The sequence below is a fragment of the Thainema salinarum CENA647 genome (genome assembly GCF_057732415.1).
In genome coordinates, this window is the sequence record NZ_JBYJZJ010000022.1 from 4,053,411 (window position 1) to 4,078,470 (window position 25,060).

Below are 25,060 nucleotides of genomic sequence, written 5' to 3' on the forward strand. Positions count from 1 at the left end.
GTGGCGGCACAGTCACGGTCATGGATGTTGAAAGCTTAATGAACCGACCTGAACGGTTCACCCCATTGTTGCCCTGACTTTATTCGACGGTTTGTTCTGCCATCCGATGAGTGTCTGGATCGATCGCTTGAGATGCTGAATTTGGATTCGTTGGCTGATCGGTCGAAGGGTTGTGCTCATCGCAGATACAGGGCGGTGGCGGCATGGGAGATAGCCGATTGCGCTCGATCAGTTCAACCAGTTTGAGTAAATCCGCCGCAGACTGATAGGCTTCTCGGTTCAGCTCCATCTGCTCTTTGGAATCGGAAACCAAACCATCCACTTGCATTTGCAGCACGCCCAGTAGAGCCGTTAAATGGGTACGGATATCGTAGGACAAGCGAGTAATCATGGCCTGACGCCCTGCTGATATCCCCGGTTCAGGCGTATCAGAAAACTGCATGGCATGCAGCCGCGCGTAGTAATCGCCTTTTTCCAACAGTTCACTATGGGTGCCTACTTCAACGACCCGTCCGCGATCTAGCACGGCAATTTGGTCGGCATTTTGAATGGTTGAAAGGCGGTGAGCAATCACCAAGATAGTGCGATCGCGGCTCAGTTCATCCAGGGCCTGTTGCACCAGCCGTTCCGATACCGTATCTAGCGCACTGGTGGCTTCATCTAAAATTAGGATTTCTGGATTTTGCAGCAGAGCCCGTGCGATCGCAAGTCGCTGCCGCTGGCCACCCGAGAGCATAACGCCGCGATCGCCAATCATCGTCTCGAACCCATGCGGCAGATCCTGAATAAACTCGTGGGCATTGGCTCGCTTCGCCGCTAGAAACACCTCCTCGTCGGTGGCATCCAGTCGAGCATAGGCAATGTTGTTGCGGATCGTATCGTTGAACAGAAACGTATCCTGACTGACAATGCCGACTTCGCGCCGGAAGCTTTTCAGGTCAAACTCCCGCAGATCGCAGCCGTCGATTTCAATCGAGCCCGCCAGCGGATCATAAAAGCGCGGTAGCAGATCTGCTAGAGTCGATTTGCCTGCACCAGATGAACCGACCAGCGCAAGTGATGTCCCTTTCGGCAAATTGAGCGTGACATCTTTTAGCACTAAATCATTGTGACCAGGATAGGCAAAGCTGAGCTGATTGAACCGAATGCCCTGCTTTAGCCCAGTATAGGGCCGGGTGCCGTCGGCCATAAAGGGCTTGTTATCACGCCGTAGGAAGTCATGCACAATCTCTACACTGGCAGCACTGTTGGCAAACTGGTTACGAGCGGCATTGATCTGGGACACCACCGGCAGCAGGCGAAACAGCAAAAACAAGTAGGTCAGCAGAACGGTTGATAGCGCTTCCAGTTCCTCGGCAAAGAACAGTCGCCCCAGCCCCACAATCGTCAGTAGCGCAATAATTCCAGCAACTTCACTGAGAGGACTGACTGCCGATGAGTTCATCTGCGATTTAAAGCTCATCGACTCGCGATCGCGAATTAGCTGTTTCAGCAGCTTAAATTCTCGCTCCTCGCTCCCCACCGCCCGAATCAGCCGCATGCCGTTTAGCGCTTCCAGCACCCGAATCGAATAATCCCGTGAGGTGGACGACAGCATTTGGCCAAAATACTTGGCTCGATGAATCAACTGCTGATTTACCCAAGCCACAAAGCCCAGCAGCAGCGTCGATGCAATCGTCAGCTTCCAAGAAATTGACAACAGCAGTGCAATGAAAACTAGAATCGTCAGTCCGGCTTCCACCATTCGCAGACTGGTGTTGACGGCTCCCGCCGCACGATTCACCTCATTATTGAGGCGGTTAATCAAGTCACCAATCCGCATCTTGGCAAAGAAATCTAGATCCACCGTCAGCAGCAGATCAAGTCCGTCTTCCCGTAAATCCCGCGTCAGACGACGAGCCAAGATACCCGACACCAGTGACCCCAGATAACCCGTGGCGTTTTTCAGCACAATGGCTAGCACGATCGCGCTAATCATGGCCAGTAGCCGATAAGGATTCGGAATATCCTCAAACGGTTCAAACAAGTTTTGGATAACTGGGGGAAACGCTTTGGTGTTGACTGGCTGTCCTAAAAAATCCAGCAGCACTGGGGCAATCAGCGCTGTGCTGACCCCGTTGAACAATGCTCCAGACAAACCCAGCAGTACTTTACAGACAATCAGAATGGGATAGCGCTTGGAGATTTGAAGCAGGAGCCGATTGGAGTTCATAGAATCTGTCCTGAAGCAATGAGTCTAGCAGTTTTACATCTTGCACCAAACTTAGAAGAACGATTGGGCCTCTGCCATGCAGTGATCCATACAACCGCTTTCTGTTCTAAATCGGTCAGATGCGAGAATGATAAGCAATTTGAGAAGTGAAATAGTTTGAACACACCCAACTCAACATACCCATTTGGGCTGTTCAAATTCGCTATAGGGCTGATATTACCTTGAATAGCGTGTTGGCCATCGTCTGAACACTGTAATGCTGGACACACTTTTCGCGAGCCCGCTGTCCCCTAGCTTCTGCCTCTGCAAAGTTGTTAAAGATGACCTGTAACTGTTCCGCAATTTGCTCTGGGTGACCGGGATCGACCAGGTATCCAGCCTGATCGGCCAGGATAGTTGGAATGTCGCCCACGCGGGTAGATAACACGGGTTTTGCCATAGCCATGCCGTCTGTGAGCTTGAGTGGAAACTGAGCTTGGGCCGTCAGCGTATCTCGCTGCGGCACTACCACCACATGGGCAGCCGCTAGGACTTTCGGCATTTGCTCCACGGGTGCGCGGGGCAGTTTAATAATCCAGCGACCCCACTGTTCGATCAGGCGATCGTCGTAGTCGTCATAGGGACTACCGCCGACGATTACCAAGCGCATTTTCGGGTCGTCGAGCTGATCCAGCGCCATCAGCACATCTTCCACACCCTTATGGGGACGCGGCGCACCGGGAAACATTAAGACGCGATAATCCGCCAAGCCATACTTTTGCCGACTTTGCTCTGCGTCGTAGGGAGTCGGATCAAATAAATCCGTATCCTTACCGTTGGGCAGATACACCCCACCAAACCGCTGCTGCAAAAACTCAGTGTCAATCGTCACTGCATCGGCAAACCGCACCAGATGTTCCGACCAGCGGACGTAGAGGGGATGATCCGGATCTCTCAGCTCTCCCCCTGGTTTCAACACATCGCGGCCAAACTGCTTGAGCGACGGTCGATAGCGCCACGCATCGCCACCATGCCAGCTCATTTCCCAATCGTCCATATCCAGCAAAACCGGACGGCGATCAACCCTCAACTTTTCCAGCAGCGCCACTCCAAAGCTGGTCGGCTTCGGCTTTACCGCATACAGAATGTCGCCATCCAGTTGCGATCGCAACTCCCGCACCGCCGACCAAAACTTGGGATAGGTTGCACCCGGAATCGCTACCACTTCCATTCCCTGCGGCGGCTGGGCATAGAGTTCGGCCCCAAACTGAAAGCCAATAATCTGAACAGAATAATCCAGCTTGTGCAAAACCTGACCCAGGAGAAACGCCCGCACCGCGCCTCCACCCGATAAATCGCTAACAATCACCGAAACTCGACCATTCATGGCAATCTTTGGGAGCAACAAAGGGGACATTCAAACGCCAAACACAGTTAGCCTATTAACCATTAACCACGAACCATTAACCATTAACCACGAACCATTAGCCATTAACCAACAACTATCAACCATTAACGACTAACCGTTCGATGAGGATGGATTGGATAATGGCCACAATCGATGCAGAATCTGAAACACCTTTTGCGATCGCGGTCCTCGATATTTCTTATAAAACATAAATCGCGGCAGGCTGAGCCGCAGGGCACGAAATAGGTTGAGCAACATGCCATTGTCAATTCGCAACGTGCCGTCCAGTAAATGTAAGGGATAGGCGGCAATCCGGCGCAGGCGCTGCAAATCGTCGCGATGATCTTCGCGGATGGCTTCGTCGAGCAGCATACTCATGCCCGCGTGGCACTGCGGCATCCGTTCAGGATAGTGAGCATGAACGGTTTCGTAAAACAGAATGTAGTAGTCCCGCATGTAGGGCCATTTGTTGGTGCGGTTGCGCCGATGCTTAGTATAAAAGGCTCCCACCATCGGTGTGTAGATAAACTGTGCTCCTTGGGCCAAGATATCAACCGCAAAAAAGCGATCGCCCAGAGCCTTCAACTGTTCGGGAAAGGAATGCTGTTCAACCACGCTGCGATGCATCAGCATCGCCTGTTGCAGAGCGGGATGCGGCGTATTGGTCAAAAAATCGGGGGTGAGCAGTCGCGGAATTAGCTGCTCAGTCGTCAATGGCCCAATCACATGATCCTGGTGCTCGGCGATTGAATTATCCGGCTCCAGATAAACCCGCTGATAATCGCAGTACAGCACCACGTTCTGAGGTGACTGCTGGAGTTGAGTAAAGTGATCTAACTGGAAGCGGGTTTTGTCGGGGTCGATCCAATCATCGCCATCTAGGCACTGAATCCATTCGCCCCGCGCCTGCTGAATGCCGTAGTTGCGCGCAGCAGGCAGTCCCCCATTGGGCTTGGGACAGAAGCGCACCCGACTATCGGCAGCGACCAATCGTTCAGCCACCTGGGCCGTGCCGTCGGTTGAGCCATCATCGACAATAATGCATTCCAAATCGGTGAAAGTTTGCTCCAAGACACTGCGGACAGAGCGTTCTAGACAGTGCTCTTGGTTGTAGCAGTTCACAATAATCGAGACGGTTGGCAGCATGGGGGTAAGATTAAGCCGAATTCACCTTGAATCAGACTTATAGTTCCCTAGAATGCTGTCGATGCGACCATCGGATAGCGAAATAGGTTGCGCCGGAGCTAATTAGCAGCAGCGGCGTCAGCCAGTCGCCCCAGCGGACGTAGGGCGGACGGGTTTGCCGCTGATAAATCGTCGCGGCGTGGATTTGATAGGCATTATGCTCCGCCATCCACAGTGTTTGACCGTGGGAATTCACCACTGCTGATAAACCCGTATTCGTTGCCCGAGCGGCCCAGCGGTCATTCTCAATTGAGCGCATCACGTCTTGGGCATGGTGCTGCATCATCATGGAGCGGGGATAGGGGTCGTTGTTGGAAGCCGTTAGGATAAACTCGGCCCCCCGCGCCACCTGCACGCGAAACCAGTCACCAAAGGCGGACTCGTAGCAAATTCCCACCGCCGCTCGGCCAAACGGCGTGTCAAAGATCTGCTCAGTATCCCCCGGTACCATACTGAAATCTAGTGAAGTCAGCCGATTGATCACAGAACCCAAGACGGACTCAAACGGCAAATATTCGCCCAGCGGCACCAGCTTGATCTTGTTGTAGCGACTCAGCGGGTCAGCCTCAGTGCCCGTCAGCGTAATCAAACTCTGGGTGATGTGTGAAGGCAGCGGTGCCGGATTGGGATAGGGTACGGGCATAAACGTCCCTAGCCAGATGGGAACCTGATAATCTGCGATCGCACGGTAGATTGGACTGCGCTTCAGCACATTGCCCCAGACAAAGGGAATCGCCCCTTCCGGCGTCAGCACCACGTCTACGCCCTGATTGACAAGCTGTTCGTATCCGGCGGTATAGCGCTGCTGGGCCAGTCGCAACCCTTGGGCATCGAGCTTTACCTCGTTGGGAATATTGCCCTGTACAATACCTACGCGCAACGCTTGGTCAGGACTGTCCGCCGGTGAAGATTGCCAGATGCCCCAGCCGAGGAGATGGGTGCTGATTAGAACGGTCAGAGCGGTGAGGAGGAGTTTGGGAGATTGGGAGGGAGGGTAGGAGGGAGGAAGGGGAGTGCGATCGCGGTTGAATCTAAATTTTCCAAATCTTGGCCATGCCAGCAGCGCTTCGGCAATCAGCCCATTCACGGCCACAATGACTGCCGTGATTGTAAATGCGCCGGACAGTCGCCCCAAATGCAAAATCGCCAAGTTATGCGGGCTTTGGGTATACGACAGCGATGTCCAGTAGAGTGGCCCCAGTCGCCAGAGAAACTCTAATCCGCACCAGATTGCCGTCCCAAACAACACTCGCAAACCTGATGCAATGGCGGGTCGATTGAGAATAAAATCCCTGAGTGATTGGCTTTTGCCGTTCAAGGGCGTGGCTCCGAACGAGGGCTGTGAGCGCTGATCGGGTTCTAAACTCTGCCATAGCCAGCGGGTTACAGTAGCCCAAGCTGCCATCATAACCGCACCCCAGAAGATGATAAACAGCCAACATCCAGTTGCGATCGCAAGACTGGCTAACCACGGTACACCGAGCCAAGTTAACGGGTGCAGATGAGTGATCCAAAAGAGAGCCAAGCCGTTATAGCCCATACTCCAGCCAATCGCAAATTCCAGCCACTTTTTTTGTAGGGGTGTCTGAGGATTTAGGGATAGTCGCAGCCAGAGCCAGAGGGGAATAACGGCGACCCAAGCCAGCGGCCAAGCACCAACTGGAGCAGGCGTAATCCCCATCAGCACGCCGCTGAGCAGCCCTAACCCCAAACTAGAAACAACACGCGGAATCGATCGCTTCATCTTCTAAACGGTGGCAGCAAGATTTGGAAAAGTGAGGCGTGAGGCGTGAGGCGTGAGAGGGTAAAGGGGCTATAAAGGCTGTAAAAGATTTTCAATATCACGTCTTAACTCCTCACTCCTCACTCTTCACTCCTTACCCAAATAAGCAAAAAAGAAGGGGCGGTTGCCCCTTGCTCATCCTAGACGGAACGCTTGTGCTTATTCCTCGCCCTCTTCGTCAGCGCCATCGACGGGTGGCACCAGTGCAACAGCTGCGATCGCATCATCGTCATCGAGCCGCTGCACCCGAACTCCGGTTGCCATGCGGGATTGAATCGGAATCGCGTTGACCAACTGACGAATGATAATCCCACGAGTCGTCACCATCATCAGCTCATCATCGTCCCCGACAATCCGCAGTGCCGCTAAGCGATCGCTCTTCTTGCGGAACTTAATGGAAACTAAACCCATACCTGCCCGATTTTGCAGCCGGAAACGGGAAACGGGAACGCGCTTACCTTGTCCACCTGTAGTCACCACCAGTACCCACGGCCCCTGATTCTGGGGCGAAGCGGTGTCTAAATCCTCGGCTTCGTTCTCATCAGTTTCAGCATCAGGATTCGCATTGGTATTAGCAACTACCTGCTCCACCACCTGCGAGGGCAGCACGTCCATGCTAATCAGCTGGTCGCCATCCTTCAGGTTCATAGCCTTGACGCCCCGCGTCGGTCGGCCCAATGGCCGGAGTTGGGTGCCGTCGGCCTTGAAGTGAATCGTCATGCCCTTATGGGAACCAATCAGGATGCTGTCTTCCGAACGAGCCCGCCGCACCCAGCGCAGTTCGTCGCCTTCTTCCAGAGAAATAGCAATCAGGCCGTTGGCGCGAATATTGCTAAAGGCCGACAGCGCCGTCTTCTTGACGTAGCCACCCTGAGTCAGCATCACCAAATATTCATCATCGGCAAACTCACTGACGGGAATAATCGAGGTGATTTTCTCCTCGCGGGGAATCGGCAGCATTTGCACAATTGGCATCCCTCGTGCCGTGCGCGAGGCCACCGGAATTTGATAGGCGGGGAGACAGTAGGCCACACCGCGATCGCTAAAGAACAGAATGCTGTCGTGGGTGCAGCAGGTGAGGAAATGCTGAATCGCATCATCCTCCTTCATCTTGGCTCCGGCTTTACCTCGCGTAGCCCGATTCTGCGCCTCAAAGCTGCTGACCAACATCCGCTTCATGTAGCCCTGCTCCGTCAGCAGAATCAGGACTTGCTCATTGGCAATCAGGGAAATATCCGTCAGCTCACCTTCAGCCTGCTCAATCACCGTGCGACGAGGATTCGCGTGGGCGGTACGAATGGCCACCAGCTCTTGTTCAATAATTTCCAGAATCCGCTCGCGGCGTTCCAGAATATCTCGCAGGTCAGTGATTTGAGCCAGCAGTTCTTCGTGCTCTTTGAGGATTTTTTCAGTTTCCAGAGCGGTAAGACGACGCAACTGCATTTGCAGAATCGCATCAGACTGCTGAGCAGACAATCCATAGGTATCTATCAGCTCTTGCTTTGCCGTTGGTGCATCTGCCGCATGGCGAATCAGGTTGATAATCGGATCAAGATTGTCGAGGGCAATCAAGTAACCCTGCAACAGATGATCGCGCTCTTCCGCCTTGCGAAGCTGGTACTGCGTCCGGCGCGTAATCGTCTCGATCCGGAAGTTGAGGAAGACCTCCAGCATGGATTTCAAATCCAAAATCTGGGGTTCACCATCCACCAGCGCCAGCATGTTGACGCCGAAGTTATTTTGCAGCGGCGTCTGCTTGTAGAGATTGTTCAGCACGACGCGCGGATAGGCATCACGCTTCAGCTCAATCACAATCCGCATACCGTCGCGATCGCTTTCATCGCGAATGTCAGCGATGCCATCAATCCGGCGCTCGTTGACCATTTCAGCGATTCTTTCAATCAGGGCTGCCTTGTTGGTTTGGTAGGGCAGTTCGGTGATAATAATCGCTTCTCGATCTGGACGACCTCGCTGCTCCACCGTTTCAATTTCAGCAACGCCGCGCATGGTGACGGAACCACGCCCTGTTTCATACGCCTCACGGATACCGCTAGTGCCCAAAATCTGGCCGCCTGTAGGAAAGTCGGGGCCAGAAATGTGATTCAGAATCAGTTCCCGCACGGTAATGTCGGGATTGTGAATCAGCGCAATTACCCCGTCGATCAGCTCACCCAGGTTGTGCGGTGGAATATTGGTGGCCATGCCGACGGCAATTCCAGAGGAACCGTTAAGCAAAAGCTGCGGCAACCGAGAAGGTAAAACAATCGGTTCTTGCTGTGAACCATCGAAGTTATCGGCAAAATCGACTGTGTCTGCTTCGATGTCTTGCAGCAGCGTATCGCTCGTCAGCGCTTGCAGGCGACACTCGGTGTATCGCATAGCCGCTGGCGGGTCGTTGTCTACTGAGCCAAAGTTGCCGTGACCATTAATCAGTGGTGCCCGCATGGAAAAGCTTTGCGCCATCCGCACCAGTGCGTCATAGACGGCAGTGTCACCGTGGGGATGATATTTACCTAGTACTTCCCCAACCACACGAGCGCATTTCCGGAAGGGGCGGTCTGCGGTTAAGCCCAACTCGTGCATTGCGTATAAAATGCGGCGATGCACAGGCTTCAGTCCATCCCTCGCGTCTGGTAATGCTCGCCCCACAATTACGCTCATCGCGTATTCCAAGTAGGATCGAGACATTTCGTTCCGCAAATCGGTCGGAACAATCCGCTCTTGAGGAGTACTCATACAGAAAAAAACCTCAAAAAATTAAGCTTTTAGTAGCGAAAACGCAGTAAGACAAAATTGCTTACTGCATTGGCCTGAAAACGTTGAAAATTCGTTGTTTCAGCGTATTCAATTTTAACATATTTCCTAAAAGTTGGGGTCTGGGAGGTCAAGCGAGAGGTAGGAGGCGAAATTCTAGAAAAATCCTAGAACTGACCTTGATCAAACCTCGCCCCACTCATGGTTTGAAAAGAAGTTGGCGGGTATCTCACGTTAATCCACCTTCATTTAGGCAGCATGAGCGCCAACAACTGCTACTTTTGCCTGCTCCAACGTTGATAAATGATGGCGGTTGTTAATGTTGCACAAACACTAACACTGCGGTTTCATCAGAGTCCTAGCTTTACAATTGAGAGGATTTCACTATGCAAAGCTGCGAAGCTCATATCTTTTCAGGAAACTAACAGAGTGGTTCAAGATCAAACGAATAGATCCTTTCCAATCGTGGGAATAGGTGCCTCAGCGGGAGGATTGGAAGCCTTTACGCAACTGCTGAGTCATCTACCAACCGATACGGGAATGGCCTTTGTGCTGGTGCAGCATCTTGATCCCGATCAGCCCAGTTTGCTCAGTGAAATTATAAGTCGCACGACCACAATGCCCGTGCGGGAAATACAGGATGGCATGACGGTAGAGCCAAATCAGGTCTATGTGATTCCGTCTAACACCGTTCTGACGATTGCGGATGGCTGTTTGCACATTCAGCCTCGTCCACAGTCCCATAGACACATCCAGGTGATCGATACATTTTTCAATTCATTGGCAACAGAACGGGGAAATAAAGCGATTGGGGTGGTGTTATCGGGTGCGGATGCAGATGGCACATTGGGTTTAGAGGCGATTAAAGCAGCAGGAGGCATTACGTTTGCTCAGTTAGAGTCGTCGGCTCGGTTCAACAGTATGCCCCATACTGCGATCGCAACTGGGCAAGTTGATTTCATTCAACCCCCGGCGGAAATCGCTCAAACCTTGATTAATATTAGTCAGCATCCCTATGTCAGCCATCTCAGTTCGACCGAATCCGTCGAATCCGTGGACAGCACGGCTGGAGCGCAGGATACGCTGGCCGACATTTTGGCCTTAGTCAAGCGCACAACCAAAGTCGATTTTTCGCTATATAAGCCCACAACGCTGAAGCGCCGGATCTTTCGTCGGATGGCGCTGCACCATCTGGAAACGTTAGAAAGTTACCACCTCTACCTGCAAGATAATCCGGCAGAGGTGCAGGCACTTTATCAGGAAATACTGATTAGCGTCACTAGCTTTTTCCGCGATTCAGAGGTGTTTGAGGCGCTAGCCAGAGATGTTTTTCCAGCTTTATTGCGCGATCGCAACCGCGACCAGCCAATTCGCATTTGGGTGGCTGGCTGCTCGACAGGTGAAGAAGCCTACTCCATCGCGATTTGTTTGTTGGAGTATTTGACCTATCATCCCTTTGGTTTGCCGATTCAAATCTTTGCGACTGATGTGAATGAACGAGCGATTGAGACAGCTCGACTGGGCTGGTATTCTGCGGCTCAAGTCGCAGCAGTTTCGCCCGAGCGGCTACAGCGCTTTTTTTCGCCGCTGCGCGGTGGCTATCAAATCAGCAAAACGGTGCGGGAGCTATGCATTTTTGCGCGACAAAACCTGATTGGTGATCCACCCTTTTCGCAACTGGATATGATCAGTTGCCGCAACGTTTTAATTTACTTTGGGATGACGCTCCAGCGTAAAGTCCTGCCCATGTTTCACTATGGACTCAAGCCCAATGGCTTTTTGCTGCTGGGATCGTCCGAAACCGTGGGAGAGTTCACTGACTTGTTCTCACTCATTGATGTTAAATATAAGCTTTACACTAAGCAGCTTTCGGCACTGCGACTCAATCTAGACTTTAGTTCTGCTAGCTATACTGCTGATTTTTCTGCACCACGACCCACCATTCCCCCTGAAGTTATAACCAATGTGGATCTCTACGGCATAGCGGATCAAATTGTGATTAGTCGCTATGGCCCCGTTGGTGTGTTGATTAATAGCCATCTTGATATTTTGCAATTTCGGGGGCAAACCGGAGCCTATCTACAACCCTCTCCGGGGCGGGCTAGTGGTGCGTCAACAAATAGATGACGGCCAGCTAAAGTAAGAAAAACACCTCTTACTTTCGGTCATGGTCAAGAAATACATCGTGGATTTGAGTGCTGAAGAACGGACTTACTTAGAACAGTTCGCGACAACGGGCCGTCGCGCGGCGGATCACATTACCCGTGCGCGCATTCTGCTCAAAGCCGACTGCAATCAACCCAACGGCAGTTGGTCAGATCAGGCGATTGCGACGGCCCTCGACGTCGGGGTTCGCACGGTCGAACGCGTCCGCCGTCGCTTTGTGGAGTTCGGGCTGGAGGCATCATTAGTGCGACGCACCGGGGGTGGACGCAAACCAAGCTGCTTGAATGGCGAACAAGAAGCCCATTTGATTGCCTTGGTCTGTAGTGAGGCTCCGGCGGGTCAGGCACGGTGGACATTGCGCTTGCTGGCAAGTCACATGGTGCAACTCGGCCATGTTGAGAGCGTGAGTCATGAAACCATTCGGCAAACGCTGAAAAAAACGAATTACAGCCTTGGAAACAAGACTGCTGGGTAATTCCGCCAGAACAGAATGCCGAATTTGTCTGCCAAATGGAATCCGTGCTGGAAGTTTACCAGCGCCGCTATCACCCTGACTTCCCCATCATCTGCCTTGACGAAGCGATGAAACAGCTCGTCAAAGAAACCGTCGCACCAGTGCCGGCACAACCGGGACAGCCACAGCGACAGGATTTTCAATATGAGCGCAACGGCACCGCCAATCTATTCATGTTATGTGAACCGATAGCGGGGTGGCGACACGTTGAGGTGACGCGACAGCGCACCGCTGTTGATTATGCTCATTTGCTCAAAGATGTTGTCGATCTGCATTATCCCGATGCCCTGCTCATCACGGTGGTGCAAGACAATCTCAACACCCATACACCCGCCTCTCTCTACAAAGCCTTTGAACCGGCCGAGGCGCGTCGCATTCTCAATCGCCTGGAATTTTGCTATACCCCTAAGCACGGCAGTTGGTTGAATATGGCCGAGATTGAGTTGAGCATTCTGGCTCGTCAATGTTTAGACCGACGCATCGCTGAATTTGAACCCCTGCAACGTGAAGTTTCAGCCTGGGTAGAGACCCGCAATCAGCAGCAAACGTGGATTGATTGGCGCTTCACCACCGAGGACGCACGCATTAAGTTGAAACGACTTTACCCGTCAATTAATTCTTGACTAACCACTAGCCTCAATCTGCTGAGTATGGCCAAGGAAGAGTTACGGCTAGATTTGCGGACGGCCATTCACCAGGCTCGACAGTCTGGACAAGCTGTTTATCGAAAACCTGTTTGGCTGAGAGAACGCGATCGCACTTACCCGATCCGAATTGAGGTGGTGCCATTCAGCCTGGGCATAGCGGACGATGATTATTACCTTATCTTATTCAAAGAGTTATCAACCGATCCTTCAATCGCGGAGACAGAACCGATTGACGATGGCAATCAGCTGGCCTCCGCCAATGAAGATTCGGACGACGGACGAGAAACCAGCCAATACCGTCAGCAAATTCAGCATCTCCAGCAAGATCTAGAAGCCACGCGATCGCATTTGCAGTCGATTATTCAAGAACAGGAAGCAACCAATCAGGATCTACGCGCCGCGAATGAAGAAATTCTCTCCAGCAACGAGGAACTGCAAAGCACCAACGAAGAACTGCAAACCGCCAAGGAAGAAATTCAGGCCACCAATGAAGAACTCAGCACCATCAATGATGAGCTGTTCCGCCGCAATGCTGAAACGACGCGCATCAGCGACGACTTTCAAAACCTGCTCAGCAGTATTAATATCCCGATTCTGATGCTAGAGGGCGATTTGCGAATCCGTCGCTTTACTCCCACCGCCGCCACGCTGTTTAATCTGATTCCCAGCGATATTGGGCGACCGCTCAGCAACATTAATCATCGGCTCAGAATTAATGATTTGGAGGCGCAAATTCTGAACGTGATTAACACGCTGGAGCAGACGGCTCAAGATATACAGGATGAGGAAGGTCGCTGGTACGACCTGCGAATTCGCCCCTATCGTACCCTCGATAATCGCATTGATGGAGCCGTTGTCGTGCTGGTTGATATTAATAATCTGAAGCGCAGCACGGAACAGATCCGCCAGGAGCGAGACTTTACCAATGCGATTGTGCAGACTGTGCGGGAACCGTTGGTCGTACTGGATGCTAATTTGAGCGTGATCATGGCTAACCACCAGTTTTATCAGGTGTTTCAAGTTAGCTCCAACGATACAGAACAGCGATTGATTTTCGACTTAGGCAACGGTCAGTGGGATATTCCCCAACTGCGATCGCTGTTGCATGATCTGCTGCCCCAAAACTTGCAGATCAGTGATTTTGAAGTGACTCACGATTTTGAAACTATTGGCCGCAAACACATGCGGCTGAATGCCCGCAAGATGGTTCGCCCGGATGGCGACGATTTAATTTTGCTAGCGATTGAAGAAATCCAATGAAGAAATCTGCGATCGCGCCAGCGATTTATAATCAATGTGGCACTACACCCATAGGGTAGGATGTGGTCATATTGAGCTTTTTATGACCGATGAAAGCGGCATGAACTTGTTTGCGATAATGAAATTATATTAAGAATGTTTTCAAGCAATACTTAGGTTGCTGGTAATCAACTGCCGACTGCCTGATCTTCATTCAGAAAGGGCTTATTGATGAACATTTCTCAGCAGATCAAAGCTGTCTACCAGCGAGCTTTAGTACTGCGTGAGCAGGCCACCGCCGTTCCTGTTCATACAGATTTGCTCGAAGAAGCACTTAAAGAACTCTATTTTGTTCTGGAAGAGTTGCAAACAGCAGACGAAGAGTTACACCATCAAAATCAGCTCCTAATCGCCACTCGCTACAAAGTTGAAGTCGAAAAACAACGCTATCACACCTTATTTGAACTTGCCCCAGATGGCTATTTGGTCACCGATCTAAAAGGTAAAATACGCCACGTCAACCAATCTGCTGCGACGTTATTTGGCCAATCCCAAGAGAGCTTAGTTGGCAAACCCCTGATTGTGTTCATTGCAAAAGCCGAGCGGCTCGAATTCCAACAGCGGCTCACCTATCCTGATCTTCCACAAAATTGGGAGCTAACTCTGAAGCCGCAACAGGCTGGAGCGCCTGAACCCATCACTGTTACCGTTGAAATTGCTACAACCGCTCTAAAAGAATCCCTGAGCGGCGAAACAATGATTCTTTGGTGCCTGCGAGACATCACGGAACGCAAGCAGATGAAGCAGTTGTTACAAGCATCACATGACGATTTAGAGAATCGAATCGCTGCTCGTACCGCTGAACTGGCTGAAGCTAACGCTAGCCTACAACGCGAGATCAACGAACGCAATCAAGTTGAACAGACAGTGCGCGACCAGGCGGCTTTAATCGATATTGCGACTGACGCTATCTTTGTCCAAGATCAGCAACGCCACATCATATTTTGGAGCCGAGGAGCCGAAAAGCTCTATGGCTGGAGCACTGATGAGATATTGGGTCAAGACAGTAGTGTTTTGTTAAGACCCACATCTGCCCCGACTGATTCAGGCGCAAGCCAAGACAGTAGTTTCAACGATTTGGATCGGCTCCGCAGTAAGCAAGAGGATCATTGGCAGGGAGAAGTCCACCATCAAACAAAAGCAGGCAAACCCATCACCATCTTTAGTCGTCAAACCTGGATGTACAACGACACGGGCGAACCCGAAAAAATGTTGATAGTCAATACAGACATTACAGCCAAAAAGCAGCTAGAAGCTCAGTTTTTTCAAGCTCAGCGACTAGACAGTTTAGGAGTTTTGGCTAGTGGTATTGTCCATGACCTGAATAATATTTTGGCCCCCATCTTGGCTATCCCCAAAATCTTGCTCGATCGTTTACCAGAGCTTGATAATACCAGCCGAAGATTACTAGCCACCCTCGATGTTTCAGCTACAAGAGGTGCAGCACTGGCTCAGCAAATTTTGGCGTTTTCCGGGCAGCATCAAATAAAACCCTCTGTCCTGAAGGTAACCAATCTGATTCAGGAAGTACGAGAACTTGCTCGGCATACCATTCCGGGTACGATTGTGGTACAGGTTGAAATTCCTGACAATTTACAGACGGTATTAGCTGATGAAACATTGCTGTATCAGGTTCTAATCAATCTTTGCATCAATGCCCGTGATGCCATGCTAGATGGAGGCACACTTACAATTTCAGCCCAAAATGTTCAGATTGATCAAGCCAATCGTCATATTCATCTAAATGCCCATGAGGGTTCCTACGTAGTCATTACGATTGCCGATACGGGATTTGGCATGGCTCCGGAACTGATTGACCACATTTTTGACCCGTTTTTTACAACTAAGCCCGCTGGTCAGGGAACTGGGTTGGGGCTATCCACTGCCGCTAAAATCGTCAAAGACTACGGTGGTTTTGTTTGTGTCTCTAGCCAGATAGGAATAGGCAGTCAGTTTCAGGTTTATCTACCCGCAACCGAGACGTTACAGAGAAAGAGACCAAACCAGTTGTTCGGATCGGTAAATAGCCTTTCTACAGGGAGATGATGTCGGGCGAGAAGGGCGCGAACGACTGTCGGGTCAAACTTGCGGGAAATTTCGGTGCGAATGACTTCTCCTTGGGTAAATTTGACCTGGAAATCAAGCTCCTGAAGCTGCACCGTCTGATCGGTCAAACTGTGTAGATACATCTCAATTTGATGATCAACGTCGTTATAAATAGCTTGATGCTTGAATTGAGAAAGGTCAAAATCGCCGTCAAATCGTTGATTGAGGTGACGCAGCATATTTAAGTTGAATTCAGCCGTTACGCCCTGCGCGTCGTTATAGGCCGCTTCCAGTATGGCCTTGGGCTTTTGTAGGTCTAGACCCAAGAGGAAGTAATCACCAGGATTGAGAGCATTAGCAATTTGAGCCAAAAAGCGATCGCACTCTGCGGGATTCAAATTCCCCAAGCTGCTGCCAATAAACATCAGCAGCCGAGCGGGTAAGTGGGCGGGCTGCAGATTGGCGAGCCCCATGTTGTAGGTGGCCGCAATGCCATGCACTTGAATAGAGGTGTATTCGCGCCGTAACTGCCGCGCACTTTTCTCCAACATGCCCGCACTGACATCAATTGGTACATAGTGCAGGGGTGTTTCCTGCGCTTGGTAGGCATCCAGCAGCAGTCGAGTTTTAGTTGAACTGCCGCTACCCAGTTCAACGAGTTCGCAATCACCCGTCAAGTATGCAATATCAGATGCAAATTTCTCGAGAATCTGGGTTTCGGTGCGAGTCAGATAGTATTCCGGGAGCTGACAGATTTGCTCAAATAGTTCAGAGCCACGATCATCATAAAAATATCGGGCTGGCAGCGTTTTCGGCTGTTGGATCAATCCGCTGATTACATCCTGCCCTGGATCGGCTTCCTGGGTTGAGCCTGTCAGGTGGCGAATGGTAATCCCTTGTTGATAAGGCAAAATTGCCGAATCAGTTGTCGTTTCTACCTCGACTGGTTGCGATCTCATATCCGCTTGAGCATTCGGCAAGGCAAAAGAAGAATGCTCAGCGGAAGAAGGCGTCATATTCATTCTGAATATCGTCCCCAATGGTTAGCTACTGGCAGGATCGCAGTCCCACGAAGGCATAGTAACGCAAGTCGGCTTAAAATCGCGTTAAATTTGGGTTTAGCTGCCCAATATCTAAGCCTTATTCCGCAAAGGTCTGCACTGCTCCATCCGGCTTTAACACTAACCGAATTTGGGCTGCACTACCATCTGGCGACGGGGAGATAAACGGTTCGCCGCGCAATGGGATACTGGTTCGATCTAGATAAATTTCTGATGACTGCCCCAGCGGAGTCACCTGTTGTAGTGAACCGTCTGGAGCAAGAGTCAATCGATATTCCAGCGTGTCTTCCAAACTATCAGGCGGTGTCCAACGACCCTGAAAATACTGTCGAACCTGAGCAACCTGGGGCATTGTGTCAAAAGCGGTTTTAGGTGCCTCTGAACGAGCCGACTCCGTAGCCTCTGACGACAAAATTGAAGGCGCGGCTCCAGCAGAATCGGCTGCGGCTGGTGCTGAGGCAATAGAATTTGCCGAATCCGCTGTTGGATTATTGGGGCTTTCTAGCTGAGGGGCAATTTCTAGCTCAACTGTGTCGGAAGGTGCAGATGATGCCGCGCTGGGTGGATTGGATGAACTGGGTGCACTCGGCGCAGGTGGAACAGCTACGCCCGGTCGCGGTGGCGCAACGGGCTGCTGCACGATGCGAGGACTCGATGTAACGGGCACTCGCGGCAGGGTGGCGGGTGCATTGGGCTGTACTGAACCAGCGGGTGGCGGCGGCGGCAGGGTTTCCAGCGCATTGGGATCGATCGGTGTGTCTCCTTCCATGATGGTGTTGGAGTCGATCCGAGCTACGGTTTGCTGCTGCTGATCGAGGCTGGTGGCATTTTCGCTGTTGGTGGGCGCTTCGGAAACCACCGTACTCCCTTCCCAAATATTGGCAATCGACGGAGTTAGCGCCAGTGCAATCAGAACGCCAGCGGCTATTTTGCCCCAGGAAGAGGGACGCTGAATCCACCGCTGTTGATTGAGTGCCGGAAGTGCCAATCCTGCTGTGCGATATTCATCTAGCGCGGTCGCTAAATCAAAGAGCTGAGTAGTGTTGAGTACCAGCGAGTCAGCGGACTGCGCCATCGCCAGCGGGCCAAGCCACAATCTGTGGTGAAGTAAACCTTTTGGTTCTAAAAAGATCGTACGAGTATTGCTGGTCGGAACCGTTCCGTTGGTGGCCGGAGCCGGGAACCGATTACCCAGTTCAGATCGCTGACGTTCAGGCGCGATCGCATCTACCCTATCTATTCCATCTTCCCTATCTCTCCCTGCAACCTTATCTTCCCTATCTGTGTGATTGGTAGACAAATCTGCCGGATCAACCACTGATGTTGCCAAAGCCAAACGCGCCATATCCGCCCAAGAGGTCGATTCAATGTGATGCAGATGCTCTAAATAATTAAATGAGGTTGAATCTGCTGAATCGGGCGCTGAATCAGCAACCGAGGAGCCAAAATTGCCCACAGCAACGGGACGAGACGGTGTGGCGTGTAAAAACCGCTGCACGTAGTCTCCCACTGCATCTGCCAGTTTTTCGAGCTGAATGCGATCGCCCTGGATCACCACATGATTTTCGGGCAGCACGCGCGGATCATCGAGGCGCAACTGGAAGCGAACGTGTTTCCAAACAGGACGATCGCTCCAGCGGGAGAGCGGAGACACTCGCGCCGAAATCTCCAGCGTGCAGGTTGGAGGGGTAAATCGTCGAGAGACGGTAGACGATAGAGGCATACAGCGTTAATCGATCCGCGTACTAATACGTCAACTAATAACTAAGTCCATATATTAAGAACCCAATTTATTTTTCGTAGAAGATTGGCTGAGCCAATCTTCTACGAAAAATAAATCATTGAGTTTTAACCGGACTTCGTACAAGGCATAGGTGAGAGCAGGGGTTCGGAACGGTCAGAATAGATAAAACTCGCTAGCGCTCCAGCTTTGATCTTAAAACCCAAATCATAATCTGGGGCAAATGGGCTGATTTTATCGAGTTGCAGGGCATATCCAAAGCTTTTTGTAGGTTGAGTTGAGCAGCGCGAAACCCAGCACTTAACCGAGCTATAAACTCACTCGTTGGGTTTCGATTTCACTCAACCCAACCTACTTAACTGCCCAATCAACATAACTAAATTAGGCGGCTGAAGCACTGGCCCGATCAAATAGAGCTAACCAAAGGCGACGGACACCGCCGGGATTGCTGTAGAACAGCAGATCGATTAGTAGCTTGAACGCTAGATAGGTCAGGCTACTGGGCGATGCATCATCTCCATCTTCCATCCGTTCCTGATACAGATTACAGAAGTTATCTAAATAGTCTCCCAGGAGGGCAACCCGGTGGGGTTCTTTATCCTGTTCGCTAACCTGCTCTAGGAGTGTCACCGCCCGCCGAATGAGCTCCTGCTGCTGGTTTGCCAAATGGCAAATAATCAGCACCAGCGATCGCGCTTCTTCCACGTCCATTTTTTTGCGACCCTGACCTTTACGCAAGGGGCTAGACTGACGCAGTCGCCAGAGGGCAACGCGGTCGGCCACGACTGATTCCAAATGCAAATCGGCAGCAGCTTTTAACATGGCATCTGAGCCAATATCGGCCAGAGCCTCTAGCGCCAGTAAGACTAAGTCCAACTGCGCTTTGATGTTGTCAAGCTGCTGTGAATTCGGCTCTTGGGGAATCGCTAGGCTTTCCCAAGGCGGGGAAGATGGAGGCGATGTCATCGTTGGAGACATACTTTTATTAAACGATTCAAATAGAGATGTATATAGCGGGTTGCAAGTATTGAAACAGGACGAACGACAAAGGAGTGAAGTTTCCCAACTTAACATCTTGCACTAAAACCGAGGGAGGTTATTGTGCAGCAACCTGGCGGCGGCACAATCGCTGCTAAACACACATATTTGGCTAGGCCAAGTGTTTACAAAAAATTATCGGGTTTTAGCCAGACTTCGGATTAAACTTCTTTTACCAAAGACCGATCTAGAGTTCTAGCTCCGGAAGGTACAAATTTTGGACGGTCTCATCAAAATATTGGCATTCTAAGCTTGATCGAACTTGATCCCGGTAGGTTTCCAAGCGAGTTGTGGATTAATCCGAAATAAGCATGACATTTTGGCGGACAGCGCCTACAATTGCGCTACCACAATTGTTATCGAGAAAAGCAAAGGCGACTCATGGTTCAGTCTGAGCAAGTTCGCGTTCCTCCATCAGAGCTATTTTCGGTCAATCCTCCCCCCGCAACCGGTGGGATTCTTCATCCTGGATTTTGGCTCTATATCGTGCAGACTCGTCCCCTCTGGGTACTAGGCTCGATTTGGTTGGCTACTGCGATCGCAGCTTTGGTTGCCATTAACGGCCTGTTGAAACCAGCAGAGTTTAATACAACTCAAATCACCGAAAATCCAGATGGCACCGTGGAAGTAATCCCAGTTCAGCCGAATGAGGAACTGCCGCTGTGGACGTTGGGCGTATTACTCGGAGGCTGCATGGCTGGATCCGTGGTCGTAACTGCGATCGCAAATCGCCCACCGAAATCACCCGCTCAAAAAGAATACGAAAAGCGGCAAAAAGCTCTGTCGAAAGCCAAGGCTAAAGCCCGCCGGGCCAAGCTAGCCGCTAAAAAGGCAAAGGCCAAGCCCGTTGTCGAGCAAGGGCCGAAAAAACTGAAGCCATTTTATGAAGTTGAAGTCACTTCACTGTGGCCCGACGGCACCCCCTTAGACCTGCCGATAGCCGATCAGCCCATGATGGAACCGCTGGTGACTGAACAGGGAGTTGTTCCGGCTCCAGTTGCCGCGCAGGTTAGCGCTCAAGTTGCGATCGCACCTGAACCCACTCAACCCCAACCTAGACCGATCAATACCCATCGACCCTCAACGGCGTTTACCCGACCCATCGCCCATTCTCCTCAACCCTCAGCCGCCGCTCGTTCACGTCAGCCCGTCGCCCAATCTTCTCTGCCCGTTCCGTCAGCGCAACCTGACATTACCGTATTACCTGCCGACACCGTTCACCCGCTCGACTGGTCCGACGACGGACTCGCCCAAGCCTTCGACATCCGCAAACAAGTCCCCCTCTCCGCCTGGCTCTAACCCCATCACCACTAACCATCCCCCCTGTTCACCCTCCCCACTCATCCACCCTCCTACCCACTACTCCTCTACTCTCCTACCCATCCACCCTCCCACTCCATAAGACAATTCAAAATGTCTGCATCCGTCTGCGGGACAGTCCGATATAATCGCTTCAGCAGTTCATCATTCATTTCTTGAGCGTGATCGCAGTTTATCCAGGCAGCTTTGACCCAATTACTCTTGGCCATCTTGACGTTATTGAGCGGGGCTGTAAACTGTTCGAGCGTGTCGTTGTCGTCGTTCTGCGAAATCCCAACAAGACACCGTTATTTGATGCTTCCAAGCGGATGGATCAGATTCGTTATTCAACTCGGCATTTATCCAATGTTGAAGTGGATAGTTTTGACGGGCTGACCGTCACCTATGCTAGAAAGCGGAATGCTCAAGTGCTGCTGCGTGGACTGCGTGTTTTGTCGGATTTTGAAAAAGAGCTGCAAATGGCTCACACCAACAAAACCCTGTCGGATGACATTGAAACCCTGTTTGTAGCAACTTCAACTGAATACGGCTTTTTAAGCAGTAGTTTAGTGAAAGAAATTGCTCGATTTGGGGGACCCATTGACCATCTTGTTCCTCATCATGTCGCTCAGGATATTCACCAATGCTACGCCAAGGCGCACCCAGCACTAATCAAGACGGAAACCCCATCGCCAACGGAATGACCAACAGTAGCTCTAATGGGATCGACATTCAGCAGGAGTTAAATCGGCTGGAGGAAATGCTGCTGGACAGCCCTCGCTTGCCGTTTAGCCGCCGGACGCTCGTCGATGAAGAACAGATTCTCGATCAGCTCGATCTGATTCGGTTGAACTTGCCGACCGCTTTTCAAGAAGCCACGCAAATCGTGCGGCAAAAACAAGAAATCCTAGCCGAAGCGGAACAGTATGCCCGCGAAGTGATTGCCGTGGCCGAACAGCAGGCGGCGCAAATCATGGATGAGATGGGCATTGTTCGCCAAGCAGAAATGCAGGCGGAACAGATTCGTCGCCAAGTGCAGCAGGAGTGCGAGACGGTACGCAACCAAACTATCGACGAGATTGAACGCGCCCGTAATCAAGCCCGCGACGAAGTCGAAACGATGCAGCAATCTGCGATCGCAGAACAGATGCAAATTCAGCAAGATGCTGATGTCTATGCCGATCAGGTTTTGCAGGGCTTGGAGAAGCAGCTCATCGAGGTAATGCGCATCATTCGGAATGGTCGTCAGCAGCTCGGCCCAGATGTTGCAGTTTCGAAATCGACACAGCCCAAGTCGCTACCCCACGGAGCGCAGCGCATGATGGGCAACCGCAATCCTCGTCAAGATCGGCCACAACGATAAAGTCCATAGATTCCATCGACAGCAGATATCAATTGGGTATTCAGTAGGGATCAAACGTTGCGTAGGGGCAGGTTTAGCTACCTCATTGCGGGTCTCAACTGATTAAGACTTACGCATTTTAATGATGTTTTACGGATTGCAAGATCCCCCCGGCTATCGCCACCCCCCTTATCAAGAGGGGCAGGGGAGATCGTAACGCCGCTGATAGTGTTTGTTAGGTCGAACTGCGTAGGTTTCAATTGATATTGATCAACAAAACTTGCCCCTACAACTTTTTAATCTGGCATAGGATATCTTTACGAGCCACAGATGTGAATGCCACGGTAAAAGAGTCAAATTTTACCCGGGTCGTTATCGCTACTTGAGAACGACCTCACTAATGGGAGATGAGTTCCAATGGTCTCCGAGAAATTTCGCCGCCAACTGCGAGATGAGGCGCAGGCTTGGCAGGCAGAAGAATTGATTACCCCATCCCAGTATGAACAGTTTGCCCAGCGCTATCAATTTGGCGAGCTAGACACCGAATCGCGCAACCGCTTTATTGTAATTTTGCTCAGTCTAGGCGGCGTCCTGCTTGGACTAGGCGTGATTACATTTGTTGCCGCCAACTGGCAGGTGTGGCCACGCGGGGTCAAATTTGGTCTGCTGTTGAGCGTTTTTCTTGCCGTTAACGCTGCCGGATTTTATCTTTGGCAGTCAGCAGATCGGCAAGCTCCCACCGCGCGATCGCGACTGGGTCACGCTTTACTACTCTTTGGTGCCGTCACGCTGGGCGCGAATCTGGCGCTCATGGGTCAGCTTTTTCACCAGAGCGGGCCAGCCTACGGACTCTTCCTCTCTTGGGGATTGGGCGTTTGGCTGATGGCGTTCGTCCTGTCGCTTACCTCGTTGGGCCTCTTCTCGATTGCCCTGCTGGGGGTAGGATACTGGATGGGCTACGGTGAACTGATGGATATTGGCGTTGCGCCACCGTGGCTGTGGCTGATTGAGCTGATGCCAGTTATTGCCAGCGGTTTGTTCCTTTCTCTAGCCTATCGCTGTCAATCGCGCTGGATTTTTGGCGCAGGTGCGATCTCAATTCTCTCGTCCTTGGCGGCAGTGATGATTGACCTCTACTGGACGCTAGATGCTGCTTCCGGCTGGGTGGTTGCGCTGTTCCTGATGCTGCCACCGCTACTGCTTTGGGGCTATGATTCTCGTCTGTGGCAGCGGTTGAGCCGCATGAGCCGTCTACTCACCGAAACGGAAATAGCCTTTCAGCCGCTAGCCCAAAATTTGGCGCTTTTGGTCTTAGCGGCTCAGTTCTACAGCCTGTCCTACCACTGGTCTTGGGATGACTCGTTAGAAGCAATCTCGCTGGCGCAGCAGTGGCGCTTGTGGTTAGAAGCCGGATGGCCATTTTATTTGGCACTGATGATTTTGGGTTTTGCTCTATTCGCTGTACTGGAGTGGATGTATCTCAGTTGGTCAGCCCAGCGGCGGCGCTGGCGACTGGATCAAACCTCGTCAGTGGTGCTCTTCTTGATTGTGGCCCAAGCTGCGATCGCAGTTTGGCACTGGCAAATCGCACCCATTCAGGCTATCGCCACCCTTCTCTTTAACGTTCTATTGTTCCTACTGGCAGTTGGCCTCATGCGGGAAGGCCTCGGTCGCGGTCAGCGCCGCGCGTTTTGGAGTGGGATGCTGCTGCTGATTCTGCAAATCGTCAGCCGCATGTTGGAATATGACACGGCTCTGGTGTTCAAGGCGCTGGTCTTTGTTCTCTGTGGCGTCGGCGTAATTCTAGTAGGACTCTGGTTTGAATACTACGTCCGCCGCTTTGGTGGCATTGATCACCCCGCATTACCGTCTCAGGAGGTGAACTAGAATGGCTGATGCTAATCATCCAACCCATCATCCCGCTGCTAATCCCGTAGCGCGACCCGCTCGCACTAAGCTGTTGGCATTGTTCAGCTTCGCCCTAGCCGTTCAAACGCTGCTGATTTTGCTGCTGCCCATTCAGTCCGCCCGCACCTACTTCACAGGTGAGACCGTGATTTTGCAAACGGCTCCAGTTGATCCCTACGACATTATGCGTGGCTACTACGTCACCCTCGGCTACGACATTTCCCGTGCGGATGAGTTGCGATCGCTACCGGGTTGGGAGCAGTTTGAGCCGGAATCAACCGACTACAGAATGCGATCGCGCTTTGCCCAAGCCGACAAAACGCCCTATATCTACGTTGTGCTAGAGCAGCCCCAGCCGTCTGAGCAGGCGGAATCTTCAGATTCTCAGCCACCCGCTGCCTGGGAACCCGTACGGGTTAGTGCAACCCTGCCGTCGGATTTGGCCGCAAACCAGGTCGCGCTGCGGGGCAAACTTCAATACGGATGGATTCGATATGGACTGGAATCCTACTATATTCCCGAAGACCAGCGGCTACAGATTAACGCCGAAATTAGCGATATCCAGTGGCAGAACCAGTCAAAAGGATTCGTCGTCGAAGTGCGCGTCGATGACCAGGGTGACGCGGTACCCACTAGCCTTTGGGTTGGCGAGACGGTTTACAAGTTCTAATCTCTGCA

17 protein-coding genes are annotated in these 25,060 nt (G+C 51.7%); 9 read left to right on the plus strand and 8 right to left on the minus strand.

What is annotated here, in order from left to right:
* Nucleotides 1–79: 79 nt before the first annotated feature.
* The 5 genes from AC286M_RS24545 to gyrA all read right to left on the minus strand — a co-directional run bounded on the left by AC286M_RS24545 (nt 80) and on the right by gyrA (nt 9,303).
* A complete protein-coding gene (locus AC286M_RS24545; protein WP_488206893.1) occupies nt 80–2,212 on the minus strand; it encodes an ABC transporter ATP-binding protein in 2,133 nt (710 codons plus the stop codon).
* A 202-nt stretch (nt 2,213–2,414) separates the two neighbouring features.
* Nucleotides 2,415–3,578, minus strand: coding sequence for a glycosyltransferase family 4 protein (locus tag AC286M_RS24550; RefSeq protein WP_488206894.1), 1,164 nt, complete (start codon nt 3,576–3,578; stop codon nt 2,415–2,417).
* Nucleotides 3,579–3,710: 132 nt separating this feature from the next.
* Nucleotides 3,711–4,745, minus strand: a complete 1,035-nt coding sequence (locus AC286M_RS24555) for a glycosyltransferase family 2 protein (protein WP_488206895.1) — start codon at nt 4,743–4,745, stop codon at nt 3,711–3,713.
* A 37-nt stretch (nt 4,746–4,782) separates the two neighbouring features.
* Entirely contained in the window at nt 4,783–6,528 is a 1,746-nt protein-coding gene (lnt, locus tag AC286M_RS24560) for an apolipoprotein N-acyltransferase (RefSeq protein ID WP_488206896.1), read from the minus strand.
* 198 nt (nt 6,529–6,726) lie between these two features.
* Nucleotides 6,727–9,303: a DNA gyrase subunit A gene (gyrA, locus tag AC286M_RS24565; protein WP_488206897.1), complete on the minus strand. Its 2,577-nt coding sequence runs from the start codon at nt 9,301–9,303 to the stop codon at nt 6,727–6,729.
* Nucleotides 9,304–9,750: 447 nt separating this feature from the next.
* On the opposite strand from gyrA, the gene AC286M_RS24570 reads away from it, so the two are divergent.
* From AC286M_RS24570 to AC286M_RS24585, 4 genes are all read left to right on the plus strand, one after another.
* Entirely contained in the window at nt 9,751–11,448 is a 1,698-nt protein-coding gene (locus tag AC286M_RS24570; RefSeq protein ID WP_488206898.1) for a chemotaxis protein CheB, read from the plus strand.
* 40 nt (nt 11,449–11,488) lie between these two features.
* A protein-coding gene (locus AC286M_RS24575) for an IS630 family transposase (protein WP_488204529.1) occupies nt 11,489–12,624 on the plus strand; the annotation gives its coding sequence in 2 pieces (ribosomal slippage) (nt 11,489–11,921 and nt 11,921–12,624; 1,137 coding nt in all).
* A 27-nt stretch (nt 12,625–12,651) separates the two neighbouring features.
* Entirely contained in the window at nt 12,652–13,908 is a 1,257-nt protein-coding gene (locus tag AC286M_RS24580; protein WP_488206899.1) for a PAS domain-containing protein, read from the plus strand.
* 210 nt (nt 13,909–14,118) lie between these two features.
* Nucleotides 14,119–15,993 carry a PAS domain-containing sensor histidine kinase gene (locus AC286M_RS24585; RefSeq protein ID WP_488206900.1) on the plus strand — a complete coding sequence of 625 codons (1,875 nt, stop codon included), beginning with the start codon at nt 14,119–14,121 and terminating at the stop codon, nt 15,991–15,993.
* Here AC286M_RS24585 and egtD read toward each other — a convergent pair.
* The 3 genes from egtD to AC286M_RS24600 form a co-directional block, all read right to left on the minus strand.
* A complete protein-coding gene (gene egtD / locus AC286M_RS24590; RefSeq protein ID WP_488206901.1) occupies nt 15,909–17,009 on the minus strand; it encodes an L-histidine N(alpha)-methyltransferase in 1,101 nt (366 codons plus the stop codon). The two genes, AC286M_RS24585 and egtD, sit on opposite strands and share 85 nt — an antisense overlap.
* Before the next feature lie 124 nt (nt 17,010–17,133).
* On the minus strand, nt 17,134–18,777 hold the full coding sequence (locus AC286M_RS24595) for a DUF4335 domain-containing protein (RefSeq protein ID WP_488206902.1): 1,644 nt from the start codon (nt 18,775–18,777) through the stop codon (nt 17,134–17,136).
* A 399-nt stretch (nt 18,778–19,176) separates the two neighbouring features.
* Nucleotides 19,177–19,773 carry a DUF3038 domain-containing protein gene (locus AC286M_RS24600; protein WP_488206903.1) on the minus strand — a complete coding sequence of 199 codons (597 nt, stop codon included), beginning with the start codon at nt 19,771–19,773 and terminating at the stop codon, nt 19,177–19,179.
* A gap of 441 nt (nt 19,774–20,214) precedes the next feature.
* Here AC286M_RS24600 and AC286M_RS24605 point away from each other — a divergent pair, with 441 nt between their 5' ends.
* The 5 genes from AC286M_RS24605 to AC286M_RS24625 all read left to right on the plus strand — a co-directional run bounded on the left by AC286M_RS24605 (nt 20,215) and on the right by AC286M_RS24625 (nt 25,052).
* Nucleotides 20,215–21,132, plus strand: a complete 918-nt coding sequence (locus tag AC286M_RS24605; RefSeq protein ID WP_488206904.1) for a hypothetical protein — start codon at nt 20,215–20,217, stop codon at nt 21,130–21,132.
* Between the two features lie 182 nt (nt 21,133–21,314).
* Entirely contained in the window at nt 21,315–21,836 is a 522-nt protein-coding gene (gene coaD / locus AC286M_RS24610; RefSeq protein WP_488208862.1) for a pantetheine-phosphate adenylyltransferase, read from the plus strand.
* Nucleotides 21,776–22,495, plus strand: a complete 720-nt coding sequence (locus AC286M_RS24615; protein WP_488206905.1) for an ATP synthase subunit B family protein — start codon at nt 21,776–21,778, stop codon at nt 22,493–22,495. Before coaD ends, AC286M_RS24615 begins: the two co-directional genes overlap by 61 nt.
* A 396-nt stretch (nt 22,496–22,891) precedes the next feature.
* Complete coding sequence (locus tag AC286M_RS24620; RefSeq protein WP_488206906.1) at nt 22,892–24,361, plus strand: DUF2157 domain-containing protein; 1,470 nt, start codon at nt 22,892–22,894, stop codon at nt 24,359–24,361.
* Nucleotide 24,362: 1 nt separating this feature from the next.
* The gene (locus AC286M_RS24625; RefSeq protein ID WP_488206907.1) at nt 24,363–25,052 is read left to right on the plus strand and encodes a GDYXXLXY domain-containing protein; all 690 of its coding nucleotides are present in this window, start codon (nt 24,363–24,365) and stop codon (nt 25,050–25,052) included.
* Nucleotides 25,053–25,060 lie beyond the last annotated feature (8 nt).